Consider the following 17,330-nt stretch of genomic DNA (forward strand, 5'->3'; position numbering starts at 1 on the left):
TCCACCTCAACCACCCGCCTGCTCCTCGTACTCGGCCTTGATCTTGTTGCCCACCCGGTCCATGAACTTCTTGATGGCCGGCTGCCACGCCGAGACGGGCTTGTTCCCCAGCTGGATCTCCAGCAGCACCGAGTCCAGCTCCTGCTGCTCGCTGGCAGCCTTGCTGGCGGCGGTCTCCGAGTACAGCCCGAGGGTCGGGTCCGCGACGGCAAGCGGGACGCCGGCGACCTGGTGGTCGTGCTGGTCCTGTACGGCCTGGCGGTTGCCCGGCTCGTAGATGACGGGCGATGCTTCGGCGAGGTACCGCACCGGCAGGAATACCTGGCTGCGCCCGCCCTCGGTGAGGGTCGGGTCGGAGCCGTTGCGGGTGAACGTCTGGCCCTCGACGCCGTACCGGAGGGACAGGTACTCGCTGCTGCCGAAGGGTGAGCACAACCAGTCGAGGACCTTGAGGATCTGCTTGATCCGGTCGGCGTTGTCGGTCTTGGCTACAGCGGTGAAGCTGGACAGGGTCGGGCCGGGCGTGCGTACCTGCGTCCCTGTGCCGTCGCGGGTGGGCGAGAGCATGCCGGTCAGGCGGAAGCCGGGCACGTCTTTCGCCTGGCCGTAAAACTTGCCCCACCCGGCGTACCCGCCGATGGTGAACGCGGTCGTGCCGGCCAGCATCCACGCGTTGCGCTTCGTGTTGGGCGCGCCCGCGTGGTCGGGATGTATCACCCCCGACTTCACCAGCTCGACCGTGTCCTCGAGGGCCTGCATGAACTGCGGTGTCGTCCCGGAGTAGGTGAAGACGCCACCTTCGGCCCGCCAGGCGCCGGCGCCGCCGGGCCAGTTGCCGGTGATCCCGTTCATCTCAAGGATCGTGTTGAACGGGATCTGTCCGAACGCCCACCGACCGGCCCGCTCGTCGGTCAGCGCGACCGCCATCTCCTTGAACTCGGCCCACGAATCGGGCTGGAGGCTGAGTCCTGCCCTGGCCAGCAGGTCGGCCCGGGTGTACAGCACGGTGCCGATCCGTGCCCGCGGCACGGGGATGCCCCAGATCCGCTGGTCGTAGACGGTGCTGCGCCAGGCATCGGTGGGCAGGGCGGCGAGGTTCGGGTAGGCGAGGACCGCGTCCCCGGACAGATACTCGGTGAGGTCGGTGAATGCCGCCTTCAGCATGGCCGGCATCTGCTGGACAACGCCCTGGATAGCCACAATGTCGGGCAGATCGCCACCGGCGATGGTCGTGGCGACCTTGCTCTTGTAGTCGGTCGAGGGGACGTACGTGATCTTCAGTTCGGTGCCGAGTTTGCTGTTGAGGTTCTGCCAGTAGGGGTTCGAGCCGAGCGCGGGGGCGATCGGGTCGTAGGTGTAGGTCAGTGCCGTGATGGCTTCGCCCTGCACCGGTTGTGATGCGGCGCTGGAGGCGGTCGGGTAGGTGAAGTATCCCGGCGACACCCCGGCCGGCTCGGCGGCCAGGTCGGGCGTGGCCGCGGTGACGGGCTTGTAGGTGGGCAGCTTGACCGACCCGGTCGAGCTGTTCGGCGAACTCGGGCTGCCGTCGCCGCAGGCCCCGAGCAGCGGGGCCAGCCCCGTTGCCGCGCCGAGTGCCAGGACGTGGCGGCGGCTGAAGGTGGGTGCCATGACGTCTCCTTGCCACGCGTGGACGACCGGTCAGCCCTTGACGGCGCCGACCATGAGTCCCTTGGCGAAGTGCTTTTGGATGAAGGGGTAGATGAACAGGATGGGCAGGACGGAGATGACGAGAATCGCCATCTGGACGGAGATCTGTGGTGGCAGGTTCTCCAGGTTCGAGCTGAGCTGGTCGGACCCGATCGGGGTGTTGTTGACGACGTAGGTGCGCAGCACCAGTTGCAGCGGCCACTTTTCCGACGACTGGAGGTACAACATCGCGGAGAAGAAGGCGTTCCAGTACGCCACTGCGTAGAACAGCCCGATCACGGCGACGACCGCCTTCGACAGTGGCAGGACGATCCGCAGCAGGATGCGCATCTCCCCGGCACCGTCCATATAGGCGCTTTCCCGCAGCTCGCGTGGGATTTCCTGGAAGAACGCGCGCATGACGATGACGTTGAACGCGTTCACCAGCACCGGCAGGATCAGTGCCAGGTAGCTGTCCAGCAGGCCAAGCTGTTTGACCGCCAGGTACATCGGGATGATGCCCGGGTTGAACAGCAGGGTGAACACCGTCATCAGCAGGATCGGCTTTTGCAGCAACGAACCTGGCCGCGACAGCGCGTACGCCAGAGCGATCGTGGTGATGAGGCTGAGTGCCGTGCCGACCACGGTGATGCCGGCGCTCACCAGCAGCGCACGGGTGACGATTCCTCCGGACAGGACGGCCCGGTAGGAGTCCAGCGTCGGTTCGTTCGTCCACAGCACGAAGCCGCCCGCCCTGTTGATCTCCTCCGGGGAGGCGATGCTGGTCATGAGCACCGCCCAGAACGGAACCAGAACCGCCAGGCAGCCCAGGCCGAGCACGAGTCCCCGCGCACCGAACCCCAGCTTGCTGGGCTCGCCCATCCAGACCGGACGCTGGCTGCGGCCCGAGCGTGGCCGCCGCGGCCCTGTGCCCGCGGCGGGGCGCGCCACGGACACCGCAGTCGGCACAGGTCGGCTCGTCACTTGGCGTACACCCCCTGCTCGCCCAGGGCGTGGGCCAACCGGTTGGCGCCGAGCACGAGCGCGACACCGACAATGCCTTTGATCAGCCCCACCGCGGCCGCGGTGCCCCAGTCGCCACCGACGATCCCGTGGTTGTAGACGTAGGTGTCGAGTACTTCGCTGGCACCGGCACCGACTTGTGCCTGCTGCAGGATGATCTGCTCGAACCCGACGGACAGCGAGTCACCGAGCCGCAGAATCAGCAGCAGGACGATCACCGGGCGGATGTAGGGCAGGGTCACGTGCCACAGGCGGCGAGCTGCCGAGGCGCCGTCCACCACCGCGGCCTCCATCTGCGCCGGATCCACTCTGGACAGTGCGGCGAGGAAGATGATCGTCGACCAGCCGGTGTCCTTCCAGATCACCTGTGATGTGATCATGAGTTTGAACAACTCGGGTACGCCCACGATGTGGAACGTGGACAGGTCGGCCGAGCGCAGCCAGGCGTTGAGCATCCCGCCGTTGCCGAACATCTGCTGGAACAGGGCGACCACGATGACCCAGGACAGGAAGTGCGGCATGTAGAGGATCGACTGGGTGAGGCGTTTGAGCCGTTCGCTGATGGTCGCGTTCAGGATCAACGCGAGGCAGATCGGCAGCGGGAACACGAAGACCACCTGGATCAGCGTGATGATCAGTGTGTTGACGAGTGCGTTGAGGAACACCGGGTCGCCGGTGAGCACCGGCTCGAAGTTGTCCAGCCCGACGTACGGGCTGTGCCAGATTCCGAGGAACGGCTGGAAGTCCTGGAACGCGATGACGTTCCCGCCGAGCGGCAGATAGTGGAACAGCAGCAGCGCCGTGACCCCGGGAAGCGCCAGCAGCAGCAGGACCCGGTCGCGCCGCCAGCGGTCGCGCAGGCTACGCATCGCCGGTCTCCACCGGTGCAGGCAGGCCGATGGGCCGGCCCGCGACGCAGGCTTGCACCGCCGCCCGCAGCCGGTCGTCGGCATTGGCCGCGACCCTCCTGCTCCGGGCGACCGCGGGCGCCGGGTCGGTGGCGATGTCGGTGACCGCCGCGACGACCGTCGCCGCGGCACGATGGTCGAGCTCGATCACCAGGTCTGGGGCGCCGAGGTCGGCGAACATCTGAGATTTCGTGGTCTCGGTCGGCTGCCGAAGGTAGACGGTCGGGATCGCATGTCGTGCGGCCAGGATCGGCGAATGACACTCCATGCTGACCACCAGCGACGAGACGGCGTAGACCCCGGTCGCCTCCTCCAGCGGCCAGTACCGGTCCAGGAGCCGGACCTGACCGAGCGTCTGTGGACTGAGCAGGCTGGGAAGCTGCTCGTGAGCGAGCTCGACGGCATAGCTCATCTCGGGCACCACGACGGCCGGCAGGCCGCTGACGCGTACCCAGGTCTCGATCGCCGCCGCCAGCACCGCCAGGTCGTGCGTCACGGTGGCCCGGTTGACCGCGTCGCGCCGCATCTGCTCGCGGGTCGGTTCCGTGCCGTAGATCTTCGCATAGGGGGCGTAGCGCAGCCGCGGAACGAAACAGGCGAACCGACCGGGCTGCAGGCCGAAACCCTCCAGCAGGCGAGCGGCGGCGGCGGCGTCAGTGTGGTCGAACGCGAACGTGCCATCCGGCCCGAAGGCGAGGTCGGGCCCGGTTATCTTCTGGCCGCGCAGGGTGGCCAGGGTCAGCGTTTCGCGGCAGTACACGAAGTCGGCGCTGTCGAAACGGTCCTTGACGTCGTCCTCGAGATAGGACGGTGGGAGCAGATCGACCATCTGTGCCAGCTCCGGCAGCGTCGCCATGGTCGGTGGGCACAGCGGATCCACGGTGACCCCGAAGTACCCGTACGGGCGGCCCACGTGCTCGCGCCACCAATCGATCTCGGTGCTCTGGAAGGCGTCGGCGCCCGATCCGTGCATCAGGACGTCCGCGCCGTCGATGGCGGCGGCCAACTCCGGGGTGCTCGGCCCGTCCCCGCCGAGAGTGCCATCGACGACGCGCACGTCGGGAAACGCGTGCCGCAGCATGGATCGTTCGCGCTCCTCCAGCCGCACCGGCCAGAGGATGACCTCGACCTCGGGGGCGAACCGCTGAAACGCCCGCACCACGCCAGGAGAGTGAGCCACGTCGCCGATGTTCACCGTCGCCCAGGAGGACCGCAGGAGGACGGTGCGACGTGTCGATGTCATATGTGCTCCTTGTTGACGTAACGTTAATTCAAAATAGGGATGGTGAGACGTTACGTCAAGAACCGAGTAGGCTTGCACCATGGCAACGCAACGTGACGTCGCACGGGCGGCTGGGGTGTCGCTCGCCGTGGTGTCGGCGGTGGTCAACGGCACGAGCCACACCCGGATGAGGGAATCCACCCGCACCCGGGTGCTCCAGGCGATGCAGCAATTGGGCTACCAGCCGAACCAGACGGCGCGCTCGCTGCGGCTCAACCAAACCGACATGATCGCGATGATCCTCAACAAGATCGACAACCCGGTCTACGGACCGCTGCGGCATGGGGTCCACGAGGCGGCGGCGGAGCACGGCGCGACGGTCCTGCTGGGCGATGCCGAGACGATGCGCTCCGGCAGCCAGTTCCTGACCCGGCTGCTCAGCCAGGGCACGGTCGACGGTATCTTGATCCGCGGCGAAGGGCTGCTGGACGACGACGCGATGGCCGAACTCCGCTCCCACCCCAAGCCGATCCTCGTCCTGGAACATGCACTGGACCATCCCTGGATCGACGTAGACGATCGCCGCGCGGGCGAGATCGCGACGCGGTTCCTGGTCAACCTCAGCCACCGCCACATCGTCTTCGTCGGGGGTTCGGGATACCTTTCCCAGCAGCGCTACCTGGGCTACCAGCAGGCGATGGACGCCGCCGGCCTGACACCGGCTCCGCACCTGGACACCGGGTTCGGCGAGCAGGCCGGCGCCGACGGGCTCCGGCAGGCCATGCAGGCGCCAACCGCGCCGACCGCCATCGTCGTCAACAACATCATGAGCGCGGTCGGGGTCCTGGCCGCCGCACGCGACCTCGGCATCACCATCCCCGACCAGCTGTCGGTGGTCGGCATCCACGACGTCGACCTGATGCAACACCTGCGCCCGGCCGTCACCGCGGTCCGGATGCCCATGTACCAACTCGGCCGGGCCGGCGTCGAGGCGCTTTACGACCTGATCGCGGGGCGGCCAAGCGCAGGCGGTGTCATCACCGACCCCGAACCCGAACTGGTGATCCGTGACTCAGCGACCGCTCTGACCCGGATCCGCGATTAGCGTTCGCATGATCGCCCGCGGCTCATATCGATTGTCGTCAGCCTATGTGATGGGGCCCGGCTGGCTATGATCGGTGGCGCTGTAACTGCGGGCATGCTGCTGCAGGGGTGAGGTGCCCAGAAGATTCCGGACAGTCGGCTACATAAGCTGACGGAAGTCTGGAAGAGGTAGGTACGTGACGAGGCGTCGTAGGCAGTTCTCGCCGGAGTTCAAGGAAGAAGCCGTCCGCCGGGTGGCGCTCGAAAATACGGTTCGTGCTTCTCTGAACTGGGGATTGCCGCATGATCAAGGCAACGGCTGCGATCATCGCTAGGTGTTGCCGTCGCTTGTCTACCAGGCGGCAAAGGGCTTGTTCGGCCTGCTGACGGTGCCGGCCCGCTCCGATCTGTCCAAAGATGTTGAGGTACTGGTGCTCCGTCACGAGAACCAGGTCCTCCGCCGTCAGCTCGACAGCCGGCCTCGGTGGGGTGGCGCCGACCGGCTCTGGCTTGCGGCGTTGTCGCGCCTGATCCACCGCCGCCGGTGGGCGGAGGTGTTCCCGGTCACCCCGGCGACGATCCTGCGTTGGCATCGCAGTCTCGTGGCACGTAAGTGGACCTTCACGGACAGGCGGCGTCCGGGACGGCCCTGCACCCGCCGACCGGTCAAGGCGCTGATTGTGCGGATGGCGCGGGAGAACCCGACCTGGGGCCACCGGAGAACCCAAGGCGAGTTGGCCCGGCCGGGCTACCCGATCGCGGTCTCCACGGTGTGGGAGATCCTGCACACCGCCGGTATCGATCCGGCACCCCGCCGAGCCGGGCCGACCTGGCGGCAGTTCCTGACCGCTCACGCCCACGCGATCCTCGCCTGTGACTTCCTCGTGGTCGGGACGATCATGCTCAAGCGGCTCCACGTGCTGATCTTTATCGAGCACGGCACCCGACGCCTGCACCTGGCCGGAGCAACCGCACACCCGACCGGAGCATGGACGGCCCAGCAAGCCCGCAACCTGGCGATGGACCTGGGCGACCGCATCACCCGGCTACGGTTCCCGATCCACGATCGGGATCCGCTCTTCACCTCGGCGTCCAGGGAGGTCTTCACAGCTGAAGGGCTGCAGATCATCACCACGCTGCCGCGGACACCGAGGATGAACGCCATCTGCGAGCGCGTCATCGGCACGCTGCGCCGTGAACTCCTGGACCGGATCCTGATCCTCAACGAACGCCACCTGGCCCGCGTGCTCCAGAAGTATCTGATCCACTACAACCGGCACCGGCCGCACCAGTCCCGGCAGCAACGTCCCCCGGCTATCGCAGCTCAGCCCGCTCACGACGTGACCGACCTCAACGGCCAGCGGATCGTCCGCCGACAACCCGTCGTTGCCGGCATGATCAACGAATACCACCACGCCGCTTAACCGCAGCTCAGAACCCGTAACTCAATATTCGAGCGGCACAGGCCTCCCGCTGCCTACGGGCCAACGGGGCCGATCATGCAAAAGACCGGGTCAACCCGTAGATTAAGCCTGGTCTCGATTGCGCGCCCTGCAGGATTCGAACCTGCGACCGTCGGATTAGGAGTGGAGCGACAGTAAGAATGAGCATGTGGCTCTGACCTCAGAGGATGAGCCCTGTGTGCTGCGGGTACGCGAAGATCGTTCCGCATATGGTCCGGATCTTGATAGCCCCCTCAGGTCTCCGCCATCCGAATGCCGACGGTTTTACAGCGGATCAACGGTTCAACCGAGCAACATCCCCTGAGCTGCGTGTACGGTTCCCACCTCCTACCCAACACCTAAGATCATCCCGCACATATACCGGATCTTGGTTCTCACTGAGACCCAAGAACCGAAGCGCATCCAGAGGCGGCGCACAAGAGGCGGGCGCATGCCCGAGGGTGCCGTGTACGGCGGCCAGCCGGCCAAGTTGGGCAACCTCTTCCGATGGAGCGATTATCGCCCATCGTCCTGACTGGAGGGGTGAGCTGGTCTTCCGATCTGTGGCTGTCCGCCGCCGACACGCAGTCGCCAACTTCCGGGCCGCAGTCGCGTACGGCGCCGGGCTACCCGGCTACCCAAGCAAAGACGAGATCCGGCGCGATCTCACTGGCAAGGACCTGGCCTGCCGGTGTGTGCACCCCGCAATCACCCGGCGGTCACGCGCCAGGAGCCCGGTATGCCACCTCCATCCGCGCGGCATCGTCGATCTCCTCTGGCGTCAGCAGGACAGCCGTCTTCGTTCGTACCGCCCCAGACGCCGATATTGTGAGACTCACAGCGGCCGAAGCCGCATTGCTCGGCAGGTCGACGATCACATATGTGTCTGCCTCGCCGAACGCGAAATACATCTGCTCGACCCGGCCGCCGACGCTTTCCGCCATGCGCTCCACCGCTTGCCGGCGTCCGGTGCCGCCATCTTGCAACACTCCTTTGAGGCCGTCTGCGGTGTAGGTCGCCTGAATCAGGTACTTGGGCATGGTCGAGTCCCTCTTCTCGTCTCGCCACCCTGTGCTGGGGCGGCATTACGGTCACGGGGTCGAAGTTCTCGGCTCAGGGTGACGGTAATCCCCCCCGCTGTACTGGTTTTCCCCTGTCGCAGTCTTACGCTGCGAAGCCCGCAGCGGTTTTACAGCTCGTAGCTGTTCCGGCTGATAGTTGGCCTCCGACCTGCAGCGGGGCAGCATCCCGCCCGCCTCGATGCCCAAGATCATTGCACGCATATGGCACAGCGCTCGCGGGGGAAGCACGTGGTACTCCCCCGACCTGCTTGATCTTGAACGGTTGCAGTTCCCTGTGCGGCTTCGAGCCGGGCGATGACGTGATCCACCTCGAAGTCCCAGCCCACCGCTCGCCCCCCGACCAGTTAATCCCAATCAGCAGGCCATCCCTCTTGAGACCAGGGAGCCACTCGCGCATCCAGTCGTCGACGTCGATCTCTCTGGGCTCCATAGCGGCATAAGCGGGAGCCGTCCGGATGATCTTTTCCACTCGGGAAAGCGAAGACCAGAACGGCATGCTCCGTCGTCCGCTCGAAGTCATCGGAGCCGGACAGCCGTTCTCATCTTGAACTGTCCACACTGTGCGGTGGGGTGCGACATCGCGAAAGAACGCCGCCGCCTGCGCCCCGCTCTGACTCATGCCGACACGGTATCTACAGAGGAAGTCGCGTGGAACGCACGCCCCCGTCCCCTGATCATCCCGCCGAGCAGGGCTGCCGTGCCGGGAGCAGACCGCAACCACGTCACTCAGTGAGCCGTGCTGAGGAACGAAGCACGGATCGTCGATCGCCCCCAGAACCTACGGCGACCGACCATGCAGTGGCGATCGTAGGGCTGCATGTGTCTGGCGGCGCGGCAACCCCGGTCGGTGCGTTCGGATTGGTACGGCGGGGCCGTCGCACGGTGGCCGGCCCGGTGTCCCGCCGCCGTCCGGGACCGGCCCCCAGGCCGCACGCCCGGACGGCGGGCGGGCGGAGGGCCGGGGGTACGGCGGCGCGCCGCGCCGCCGCTTGAGTACGCCGTGGAGCTGGAAGAGCTTTCGACAAATCCGCTGCACAAGGTCAAGTTCCGCAAGGCCAAGGTGAGCGGCGAGATCGATCGGCGCTCGGTGGTCAGCCCCAGGCAGGCGCGTGAACTGCTCACCGCGGTGACCTACGTCGGGCGGTCGCGCGGGCCGATGCTGGCCGCCATGTTCGCCTGCATGTACTTCGGCGGTCTTCGCCCGGCAGAGGCTGCGGGACTGCGGCAGAAGGACTGCCGGCGTCCAGAGAAGGGCTGGGGGCTGCTGACGCTGGAGAAGACCAGGCCACAGAGCAACAGGCGGTTCACCGACTCGGGGCAGGCCCACGACGAACGCGGGCTGAAGCATCGGGACCTGAAGCACACGCGCACTGTGCCCATCCCGCCCGAGCTGGTGGCCATCCTCCGGGATCACATCGCGGCGTTCGGAGTCGGCGAGGATGGCCGGCTCTTCCGTACGCGCACGGGCGGCGTGATCTCGGGTTCGGCGTACGCGAAGGTCTGGCAGGAAGCCCGGACGTATGCCTTCACCCCCGACCAGGTCGCCTCTCCCCTGGCGGGCAGACCGTACGACCTCCGGCACGCGGCCGTCTCGCTCTGGCTCAACGCGGGCGTGCACGCCCCAGAGGCGGCCGAGAGAGCGGGACACGGCGTGGACGTGATGCTCCGCGTCTACGCCAAGTGCATCGACGGCCAACAGGAGATCGCCAACCGGCGGATCCTGGAAGCACTCTCGGCGTGACTCGCGAGCTACGGCAGGACCCCGGGACACCTCGGGGTCCTTTCGCCGTTCCGGGCCTCAAACTCCCGTGCCGACCTGGGAAAACGTGGCGGCGAGCATTCCGCGTATGTTCCGCGAGCAGTGGCACAGGGCTGCTTTCGGCGGCCTCCCCCTGCGTACGGCGCAACCGGGGCGATCATGCAGAAGACCAGGTCAACCCGCGGATTGCCTGGTCTCGATTGCGCGCCCTGCAGGATTCGAACCTGCGACCGTCGGATTAGAAGTCCGGTGCTCTATCCAGCTGAGCTAAGGGCGCTCCCGCCTTATTGTGCATGATCCGGCGACATGTCACGCACACGTTTTCCCCGTGTCAGCCTGTCAACCCGGTCACACCCCACATGAACAGCGTCCCCAGCACGGTAGCTGACCGCGTCCAGCCCGTGGCGTGTCTCGGCGTGTGGGTCTCAGGGAGGATATCGGACGTGGCCAAGTAGAGGAGGAAACCGGAGAAAAGCCCGAGGTACGCCCCCAGGACTCCGTCAGGGATGGTGGGGAGGGCGGTGAGGGTGGCTCCCGTGACCGGGGGCGAGGGGGTGCAGGGTCAGGAGGGTGAGGGCGCGGCGGCGGGCGTTGCCGTACAGGGACGTGATCGTGTACGTGTTGTAGCCGTCCGTGAAATCGTGAGCGATTACTCCGATCGCCACCGCCGCGGCCAGCGGCGCGTCCGTCTGGTAGGCGGCGCCGATGACGGTTCCGTTCAGGAGGCTGTGGATGATCAGGGCCGAGCCGGTGGTGAGGCCGACGCCGGCTCGGGAGTGGCGGTGGGCGGCGTGCATGCCCATCGAGCGCCCACGATGTGAATGCCCAGGAACGCCAGTGCGACCATGAGCATGGGCAGGAGGTACGCCGTGCACCCAGGGTGAGGCGAGGGGCAGGGCAAGGCCGGGCCGAGAGCCAGGGCGAGGGCGAGAGAGAGTCAGGGCGAGGGCTTCGGGGAGGGGCCCCAAGGCGACCACGCGCAGCATCATGCCGGCCGCGTACCCCAAGGCGAGGTGGCGGCGCGTGCCGACGCGGTCGGTGACCAGCGCCCGCCGAGCAGCGTCATGAGGAACGCCGCCGGCGACAGCAGATCGGCATGAATCGCCAGGCCGGCGGGCCGGAGGCGCGGTTCTCTGGTTGGAAAAAGGCGGGGCGGGGGTGGGGCAAACAGGTCTAAGCTGTCTTGGCATGTTCGCGACGCTCCTGCATGAGATTCCGCTGCAGGGCGGGGACGTGACAGACGGGGTGGTGCGCGTCGGAGACACCGTGCGCAGACCGGCCAGTACGTCGACACCCGCCGTGCACGCCCTGCTCAGACACCTGGAAGCGGCCGGGTTCGACGGTGCTCCCAGGGTGATCGGCACGGACGAGCTCGGTCGCGAGATCCTCACCTTCCTCCCGGGTACGACCGGGCTCCGGCTCGAGACGGTGACCGATGAGGCGCTGGCCGGGCTGGCCGGGTTGCTGCGCCGGTATCACGATGCGACGGCCGGGTTCCCGCTGACGCGGGAGGGGTGGGAAGGCGGGTCGAATGACGACCGAGCGCCGGAAGTGATCGGGCATTGTGATTTAACGCCGGAAAACGTGATCTTTCGGGTCCAGGGGCGCCACTCCCCCACCCCGTACGCGATGATCGACTTTGATCTGGCCCGTCCGACGACCCGGCTCTTCGACATCGTCACCACCCTCCGCCACTGGGCCCCCATCTCCGACCCCGTCGACCGCGCCCCGCTCCTCCGTACCGTCGACGTGGGCGCCCGTCTGCGCCTGTTCTGCGACGTGTACGGGGTGCCGCCCCGCGAGCGCCGCCGCCTCCTCGAGCTGGCCAGGCTGCGCTTCCACCGCTCCTACACCGTCATGCGCACCCGCGCCACGGCCGGCGGCAACTGGGCGAAGATGTGGGCGGGCGGCGCCGGCGAACGCATCCGCCGTGCCGGCGCCTGGCTGGACGTGCACGAAGATGAGCTTCATGCCCATCTGGTATGACCCCCTGGGGCTCGCCCTCGGCGTGGCCCTCGACCGGCTCCTCGCCGACCCGCAGAGCTCCGCCCACCCCGTCGCGCTGTTCGGGCGCGCCGCGGGCAGGCTGGAGAAGTCCCTGTACGCCGACGGCAGGCCATCTGGCGTGCTGCACGTGGCCGTGTGCGTCGGCGGCGTGGCCGCGCTCGGCGTGCTGGCCGTGCGGAAGGCCGGCAACCCCGTCGCCCGTACGGCGATGACGGCCGTGGCCACCTGGGCCGTGCTCGGCGGCACCACGCTCGCCCGCGAGGGCGACCACATGGCCGACGCCCTCGAACACGACGACCTGGAACGCGCCAGGGCGCGCCTCCCCCACCTCTGCGGCCGGGATCCCCGCCATCTGGAGGCGCCCGAGCTGGCACGGGCCACGGTGGAGTCGCTGGCCGAGAACACCTCGGACGCCGTCGTGGCACCGCTGTTCTGGGGTGCGGTGGCGGGGGTGCCGGGGTTGCTGGCGTACCGGGCGATCAACACGCTGGACGCGATGATCGGGCACCGCTCCCCCCGCTACGAGCGTTTCGGCTGGGCGGCCGCGCGGCTCGACGACGTGGCGAACTACGTACCGGCGCGGGTGACCGGCGTGCTCACCGTCCTGACCGGGCCGGATCCGGAGCGGGCGCGGGCCGTGCTGCGCAGGGACGGGCACCGGCACCCCAGCCCGAACGCCGGCCGGTGCGAGTCCGCGTTCGCCGGCGCGCTCGGGGTGACGCTGGGCGGGCGGAACGTCTATGGCGGACGGACCGAGGAGCGGCCCACGATGGGCGATGGGCCCAGGCCGGACGTCAAGGACATCCGGCGTGCCGTCCGCCTGACCCGCGCGGTGAGCCTGGCCGCGGCCGGCGCGGCCGTCGCGACCGCCTGGGCGCTCCGGGCTCTCCGTGGTACGGCGGCGGCTTCCCGATGATCCGTCGCAAGGGACGGCAGTAGGCCATGGGAGCGCGGCGGCCGGCTGACTCGGGCTCATGGGCCGACCCCCGGCTGACGCGGGCCGCCCCGTCACCGTACGCGGCGCGAGTGAGGACTCCCTCGCAAGGTCCTCCTCACCGCCCCGGCCTCACATGACCCGGTTCAGGTTGAGCACGAGCCAGACCACGAACACCGCGACCAGGGTGATCCCGATCATCGACTTCGCGGCGTTGTGGGCGACTTCTTTCCTGGCCGTGACCTGCCTGGCGCTCTGCTTCCACACCTGACGCATGAGGATCATGGTCTGGAAGCGCCGCCCCAGGGCGAACACGGCGAGCCCGATGATGATGAACAGGATGACGCGGCCGTCGGCAGGTTCCACGGGAATCCCCCCTGTGGTCCTCGAAGCTACCCAATGCCCCCCGAATGGCTGAGAACACAGAATACGCGCACGACAGCGGTTTGTGACGGTAATTATGGCTCCAGGTCCACCACGATCGGCGCGTGATCGGACGGGCCTTTCCCTTTGCGGGCCTCGCGATCGACGTACGCCGACCGCACCCGCCCCGCCACGTCCGCGCTCGCGTACACCAGGTCGATCCGCATGCCCTTGTTCTGGTGGAACATCCCGGCCCGATAGTCCCAGTACGTGAACGGATGCGGCCCCTTCATCGGCGTCGGCACCACGTCCACCAGCCCGAGAGCGCGCAGGTCGGCCAGCGCCTGCCGCTCGGCGGGCGTGACGTGGGTGGCGCCGACGAACAGGGTGGGATCCCAGACGTCGGCGTCGGTGGGCGCCACGTTGTAGTCCCCGCACGCCACCACCGGCCCGGCGGCCAGCTCGGCGGCGAGGGCGTCACGGAGCGCGGCGAACCAGTCGAGCTTGTAGGCGTAGTGGGGCGAGTCGACCGTGCGGCCGTTGGGCGCGTACAGGGACCACACCCGCATCCCGCCGCAGGTCGCGCCGAGCGCGCGGGCCTCGGGACGGGCCGCGCCGATCCCGTCGAGCTCCCCGAAGCCGGGCTCGCCGGGGAAGCTCGGCGTCACGTCCGACAGCCCGGCCTTGGACAGCAGCGCGACGCCGTTCCAGCGGCCGTCGCCGTGGGCCGCGACCATGTAGCCCAGCGCGCCCACCTCCGCGACGGGGAACGCCTCCGCGGGACACTTCGTCTCCTGCAGGCAGACGATGTCGGGCTCGATCTCGGCCAGCCATTCGAGCAGGCGGGGCAGGCGGGCCTTGACCGAGTTCACGTTCCAGGTTGCCAGGCGCATTCCCCTAGCCTGCCACCGGCTCCGCCGGTTGAGGGTCCGCGACCCAGCCCGCGGTCAGGATCAGGCCGGTACGCCGCTCGGCCGCGAGGAAGCCGAACGGCCGGTCGAACACGACGTGCACGTGCCTGGCCCGGTACGGCAGGCGCGGTATCCCCCCGCCCACGGCGCCGAAGGCCGTGATGGTGGCCGACTCGAACCCGGTGGCGCTGAAGTCGGCCACGGTGACCTGCGCGGCGTCTTCGATCGCCAGCGGCTCGGGGCTGATGCCCGGGAAGTGGCCGCGGTTCGTGTCGGTGACCGTGGCCAGGCCGAAGACCTCGGGCAGGCTCAGCAGGTCGTGCCTGGCGGAGATGGTGAAGCGGGGCACGGTGACCTTCAGCCGGTCGCCGGGCTCGGAGGCAGGCTCGCGGACGACGGTCACCCCGGGGCCCTCCTCCGGAGGCATGACAACGGGCCGGCCGCCGTCCAGGACGCCGATGCCGCCGGCGAGCACCTCGCCGGGCGCGTCCCGCTCCCCGAGCACGAGGTGCATGTCGATGCCGCCCGTGCCCATCACGCGCAGCATCGTGAGCGGCCCCGACGGCGTGGCGACGACCCTCAGCCGGTCGACCACCGACGTGCTGCGGTACAGCATCGCCACCTCCGTCCCCGCCCAGGGCCCGCTCCAGAACGTCCCGACCCCGGCCTGGAACGGCCGAAGCCACGCCGTCCTGACGGTGAGCGCGCCGGCCAGCACCAGCTCCGTGTCCTCGGTGACCTCGACCGGCATGGCGGGGACGAGCCCGCCGGTCCGCTCCGCCGCCCAGGCGTCGAGCCGGAGCTGGTCCACGGCCGGGTCACCGGACAGCTCGCCGCGCAGCCCGTCGGGCAGGGCGGACAGCCAGGACGGGTTCAGCCGTAACGAGCGGGCGAACCACAGCCCGACGGCCGAGCTGACGGCCGGCCCGGTCAGGCTCCGCAGTACGCCCGCCGCCGCCTGGGCGGCACGGCCGGCGTCGATGCCGATGGCTTCCTGCAACTCCGCCCGCCCGGGCCCGTCGGCGGCGGAGGCGAGGTACGCCAGCAGCGGCCACACCCCCGCCCCCGACATGACGACCGATTCGCCCGAGCAGGCCGCCGCCCACCGGGCGGTCAACGCGTTCACCGGATTTCGCATCCGCCCAGCATCCCGCAAGAAATCCGCCCAGCATCCCGCAAGGAAGCACGGTCAGCATCCCGCAAGGAAGCGCGGTCAGCATCCTGCAAGGAAGCGCGGTCAGCGACCGGGTCCACGCGGCGCCGCCCGTCGCGCACCTCGACCGGGCCGGGTGCGCGGATGTCCACCGCGGCCGTGCATGCATGAGGCGTCAGACCGCCTTCATCAGCGCGCCGGACACCTCCTCCAGCAGCCCGCCGACGCCCCGGTCCATGGCCGCCCTGGCCTGCCGGGCGGCGTCCAGGGCGTTGCCGGCGGCGCTGGGCGAGTCCTCCACGACCATGCGCAGCTCCAGCTCCAGCGGGGAGCCGCCGAACCCCTCCCCCGCCAGCCGGATGTAGGCGATCTTGCGGTCCTCCATGAAGGGCATGTACTGGGCGCCGACGTGCGTGGACATCCCGCCACCCGTCGCCTTCGTGGCCTTCTTGCTCTTCATCCGGTCGGCGTCCTCCAGGTTGACGAAGTCCATGTTGCCGCCGCCGAGCAGCTGGTAGCCGTCGGCGAGCCGGACGCCGCTCCCGGTCAGCGCCTCGACCAGCGCACGCTGCACCAGCGTCGCCCCGAACGAGCTCTTCAGGTCGTCGCCCACCAGCGGTAGCCCGGCCTCGGCGAAGCGGCGCCGCCATTCGGCGGAGCGGGCGAGTACGGCGGGCATGCAGTTCACGAAGGCGCAGCCGGCCTCGATGGCGGCCTCGGCGTACAGCTCGCTGGCCCGCTGGGCGCCGGCCGGCAGGAAGTTCAGCACGACGTGGCTCTCCGTGGCCCTCAGGTGGGCGGCGACCTCGGCGGGCGTCGAATCGCCCCGCGGGTCGATCGCCCCGGCCGAGCCGGGGCCCACGCCGTCGGCCAGGATGCCGTCCGCGACGGGCACCCCCAGGTGAGGTACGCCGGCGAACCTGCGCGCGTTGTTGGGCGCGGTCCAGATGGCCTCCGACAGGTCCCGGCCGAGCTTGCCCGCGCCGACGTCGAAGGCGGCGGTGAAGCGCACCTGGGCGATCGCGTAGCCGGCGCAGACCGGGTGGCTCAGCCCGGGGGCGTCGCCGTCACGGTAGTACTCGACGCCCTGCACCAGGGAGGACGCGCAGTTGCCGACACCGACCACGGCGACGTTCACAGAAGTCATGCCCGAATTAGATCCCGGATCAGACCCGGCGCGTGCGCTCGACCCCCACGGTGATCTCGTTGCCGAGCCGGCGACCCAAGAGGAGCTCCAGGTCGTCGCCGCTCCAGAACCTGCCCGGGTCGTACCAGTTGGGGCGGCGCCCGGCGGGGAGCAGCCCCATCTCCTCGTAGGTGACGGCCACGACCTCTGCGCAGTAGGCGCTCTCCAGCGTCTGCTCCTTGCGGTTCCTGCGCGGGACGCGCCCCTTGGCCCAGCGGGCCGCCAGCCGGGCGGTGGAGGGGAACGGGGTGCCGTCGAGCCTGGCCACCGTGCGCAGGGCGGCGTCCTCCATCTCCTGCGTGGCCTCCGGCTCCAGCTGGCGCAGCCAGGGGCGCTGGTCGTAGCGGTCGGCCCACGTCGTCACCGCCGCGCGCAGATCGTGCAGCTGCACCCCGCGGTGGTGCGTGCCCGCCCACAGGTCGGGCAGCGACTTGCCCAGCTCGGCGTGCCACATCATGGGTGGCAGGTCCTCGATCACGATGGCCATGCCCACGTGGTTGACCGGGCTGTTGGTCATCGTCTGGATGGCGCGGTCGGGCACGGAACGCCCGCGGAACACCCACAGGTCGCCGGTCCTCGTCACCTTCACGGCCTCGTCGAGAGTCAGCAC

At 68.9% G+C, this 17,330-nt stretch carries 17 protein-coding genes and 1 tRNA gene; 5 read left to right on the top strand and 13 right to left on the bottom strand.

What is annotated here, in order from left to right; translation table 11 throughout:
• Nucleotides 1-6: 6 nt before the first annotated feature.
• From ACBJ59_RS16595 to ACBJ59_RS16610, 4 genes are all read right to left on the bottom strand, one after another.
• Nucleotides 7-1,629, bottom strand: coding sequence for an extracellular solute-binding protein (locus ACBJ59_RS16595; protein ID WP_375111116.1), 1,623 nt, complete (start codon nucleotides 1,627-1,629; stop codon nucleotides 7-9).
• Between the two features lie 30 nt (nucleotides 1,630-1,659).
• Complete coding sequence (locus ACBJ59_RS16600) at nucleotides 1,660-2,529, bottom strand: carbohydrate ABC transporter permease (protein ID WP_375111117.1); 870 nt, start codon at nucleotides 2,527-2,529, stop codon at nucleotides 1,660-1,662.
• Nucleotides 2,530-2,627: 98 nt separating this feature from the next.
• Nucleotides 2,628-3,539: an ABC transporter permease gene (locus tag ACBJ59_RS16605; protein WP_375111118.1), complete on the bottom strand. Its 912-nt coding sequence runs from the start codon at nucleotides 3,537-3,539 to the stop codon at nucleotides 2,628-2,630.
• Entirely contained in the window at nucleotides 3,532-4,821 is a 1,290-nt protein-coding gene (locus ACBJ59_RS16610) for a polysaccharide pyruvyl transferase family protein (protein ID WP_375111119.1), read from the bottom strand. The genes ACBJ59_RS16605 and ACBJ59_RS16610 overlap by 8 nt, the downstream gene beginning before the upstream one ends.
• A 79-nt stretch (nucleotides 4,822-4,900) precedes the next feature.
• On the opposite strand from ACBJ59_RS16610, the gene ACBJ59_RS16615 reads away from it, so the two are divergent.
• Entirely contained in the window at nucleotides 4,901-5,905 is a 1,005-nt protein-coding gene (locus ACBJ59_RS16615) for a LacI family DNA-binding transcriptional regulator (RefSeq protein WP_375111120.1), read from the top strand.
• 313 nt (nucleotides 5,906-6,218) lie between these two features.
• Nucleotides 6,219-7,307: an integrase core domain-containing protein gene (locus ACBJ59_RS16620; RefSeq protein ID WP_375111121.1), complete on the top strand. Its 1,089-nt coding sequence runs from the start codon at nucleotides 6,219-6,221 to the stop codon at nucleotides 7,305-7,307.
• A gap of 737 nt (nucleotides 7,308-8,044) precedes the next feature.
• Here the strand turns inward: ACBJ59_RS16620 and ACBJ59_RS16625 are convergent.
• Nucleotides 8,045-8,365 (bottom strand): GYD domain-containing protein, encoded by a 321-nt coding sequence (locus tag ACBJ59_RS16625; RefSeq protein ID WP_375111122.1) that lies wholly within the window; start codon nucleotides 8,363-8,365, stop codon nucleotides 8,045-8,047.
• Between the two features lie 124 nt (nucleotides 8,366-8,489).
• Nucleotides 8,490-9,026: a DUF2750 domain-containing protein gene (locus tag ACBJ59_RS16630; protein WP_375111123.1), complete on the bottom strand. Its 537-nt coding sequence runs from the start codon at nucleotides 9,024-9,026 to the stop codon at nucleotides 8,490-8,492.
• A gap of 381 nt (nucleotides 9,027-9,407) precedes the next feature.
• Here ACBJ59_RS16630 and ACBJ59_RS16635 point away from each other — a divergent pair, with 381 nt between their 5' ends.
• Nucleotides 9,408-10,148: a tyrosine-type recombinase/integrase gene (locus ACBJ59_RS16635; RefSeq protein ID WP_375111124.1), complete on the top strand. Its 741-nt coding sequence runs from the start codon at nucleotides 9,408-9,410 to the stop codon at nucleotides 10,146-10,148.
• Between the two features lie 221 nt (nucleotides 10,149-10,369).
• Here ACBJ59_RS16635 and ACBJ59_RS16640 read toward each other — a convergent pair.
• Nucleotides 10,370-10,443 (bottom strand) — tRNA-Arg (locus ACBJ59_RS16640).
• A 223-nt stretch (nucleotides 10,444-10,666) separates the two neighbouring features.
• Nucleotides 10,667-10,969: a hypothetical protein gene (locus tag ACBJ59_RS16645; protein ID WP_375111125.1), complete on the bottom strand. Its 303-nt coding sequence runs from the start codon at nucleotides 10,967-10,969 to the stop codon at nucleotides 10,667-10,669.
• A gap of 385 nt (nucleotides 10,970-11,354) precedes the next feature.
• On the opposite strand from ACBJ59_RS16645, the gene ACBJ59_RS16650 reads away from it, so the two are divergent.
• A complete protein-coding gene (locus ACBJ59_RS16650; protein WP_375111126.1) occupies nucleotides 11,355-12,152 on the top strand; it encodes an aminoglycoside phosphotransferase family protein in 798 nt (265 codons plus the stop codon).
• Nucleotides 12,136-13,089: a cobalamin biosynthesis protein gene (locus tag ACBJ59_RS16655; protein WP_375111127.1), complete on the top strand. Its 954-nt coding sequence runs from the start codon at nucleotides 12,136-12,138 to the stop codon at nucleotides 13,087-13,089. The genes ACBJ59_RS16650 and ACBJ59_RS16655 overlap by 17 nt, the downstream gene beginning before the upstream one ends.
• A 150-nt stretch (nucleotides 13,090-13,239) precedes the next feature.
• Here the strand turns inward: ACBJ59_RS16655 and ACBJ59_RS16660 are convergent, their stop codons facing one another.
• The 5 genes from ACBJ59_RS16660 to ACBJ59_RS16680 form a co-directional block, all read right to left on the bottom strand.
• On the bottom strand, nucleotides 13,240-13,473 hold the full coding sequence (locus tag ACBJ59_RS16660; protein ID WP_364129087.1) for a hypothetical protein: 234 nt from the start codon (nucleotides 13,471-13,473) through the stop codon (nucleotides 13,240-13,242).
• A gap of 92 nt (nucleotides 13,474-13,565) precedes the next feature.
• Complete coding sequence (locus tag ACBJ59_RS16665; protein ID WP_375111128.1) at nucleotides 13,566-14,363, bottom strand: exodeoxyribonuclease III; 798 nt, start codon at nucleotides 14,361-14,363, stop codon at nucleotides 13,566-13,568.
• 4 nt (nucleotides 14,364-14,367) lie between these two features.
• A complete protein-coding gene (locus ACBJ59_RS16670) occupies nucleotides 14,368-15,519 on the bottom strand; it encodes a serpin family protein (protein ID WP_375111129.1) in 1,152 nt (383 codons plus the stop codon).
• Nucleotides 15,520-15,709: 190 nt separating this feature from the next.
• Entirely contained in the window at nucleotides 15,710-16,681 is a 972-nt protein-coding gene (locus ACBJ59_RS16675; RefSeq protein WP_375111130.1) for an inositol-3-phosphate synthase, read from the bottom strand.
• Nucleotides 16,682-16,700: 19 nt separating this feature from the next.
• The gene (locus ACBJ59_RS16680) at nucleotides 16,701-17,327 is read right to left on the bottom strand and encodes a hypothetical protein (protein WP_375111517.1); all 627 of its coding nucleotides are present in this window, start codon (nucleotides 17,325-17,327) and stop codon (nucleotides 16,701-16,703) included.
• Nucleotides 17,328-17,330 lie beyond the last annotated feature (3 nt).

It is taken from the genome of Nonomuraea sp. MTCD27 (assembly GCF_041950495.1).
GTDB lineage: Bacteria > Actinomycetota > Actinomycetes > Streptosporangiales > Streptosporangiaceae > Nonomuraea.

What these genes read in the sequence shown, in the direction of transcription:
- ACBJ59_RS16595 (WP_375111116.1), bottom strand. Translation starts at nt 1,629, where the DNA reads ATGGCACCCACCTTCAGCCGCCGCCACGTCCTGGCACTCGGCGCGGCA.
- ACBJ59_RS16600 (WP_375111117.1), bottom strand. Translation starts at nt 2,529, where the DNA reads ATGGGCGAGCCCAGCAAGCTGGGGTTCGGTGCGCGGGGACTCGTGCTC.
- ACBJ59_RS16605 (WP_375111118.1), bottom strand. Translation starts at nt 3,539, where the DNA reads ATGCGTAGCCTGCGCGACCGCTGGCGGCGCGACCGGGTCCTGCTGCTG.
- ACBJ59_RS16610 (WP_375111119.1), bottom strand. Translation starts at nt 4,821, where the DNA reads ATGACATCGACACGTCGCACCGTCCTCCTGCGGTCCTCCTGGGCGACG.
- ACBJ59_RS16615 (WP_375111120.1), top strand. Translation starts at nt 4,901, where the DNA reads ATGGCAACGCAACGTGACGTCGCACGGGCGGCTGGGGTGTCGCTCGCC.
- ACBJ59_RS16625 (WP_375111122.1), bottom strand. Translation starts at nt 8,365, where the DNA reads ATGCCCAAGTACCTGATTCAGGCGACCTACACCGCAGACGGCCTCAAA.
- ACBJ59_RS16630 (WP_375111123.1), bottom strand. Translation starts at nt 9,026, where the DNA reads ATGAGTCAGAGCGGGGCGCAGGCGGCGGCGTTCTTTCGCGATGTCGCA.
- ACBJ59_RS16645 (WP_375111125.1), bottom strand. Translation starts at nt 10,969, where the DNA reads ATGGGCATGCACGCCGCCCACCGCCACTCCCGAGCCGGCGTCGGCCTC.
- ACBJ59_RS16650 (WP_375111126.1), top strand. Translation starts at nt 11,355, where the DNA reads ATGTTCGCGACGCTCCTGCATGAGATTCCGCTGCAGGGCGGGGACGTG.
- ACBJ59_RS16655 (WP_375111127.1), top strand. Translation starts at nt 12,136, where the DNA reads ATGCCCATCTGGTATGACCCCCTGGGGCTCGCCCTCGGCGTGGCCCTC.
- ACBJ59_RS16665 (WP_375111128.1), bottom strand. Translation starts at nt 14,363, where the DNA reads ATGCGCCTGGCAACCTGGAACGTGAACTCGGTCAAGGCCCGCCTGCCC.
- ACBJ59_RS16670 (WP_375111129.1), bottom strand. Translation starts at nt 15,519, where the DNA reads ATGCGAAATCCGGTGAACGCGTTGACCGCCCGGTGGGCGGCGGCCTGC.
- ACBJ59_RS16675 (WP_375111130.1), bottom strand. Translation starts at nt 16,681, where the DNA reads ATGACTTCTGTGAACGTCGCCGTGGTCGGTGTCGGCAACTGCGCGTCC.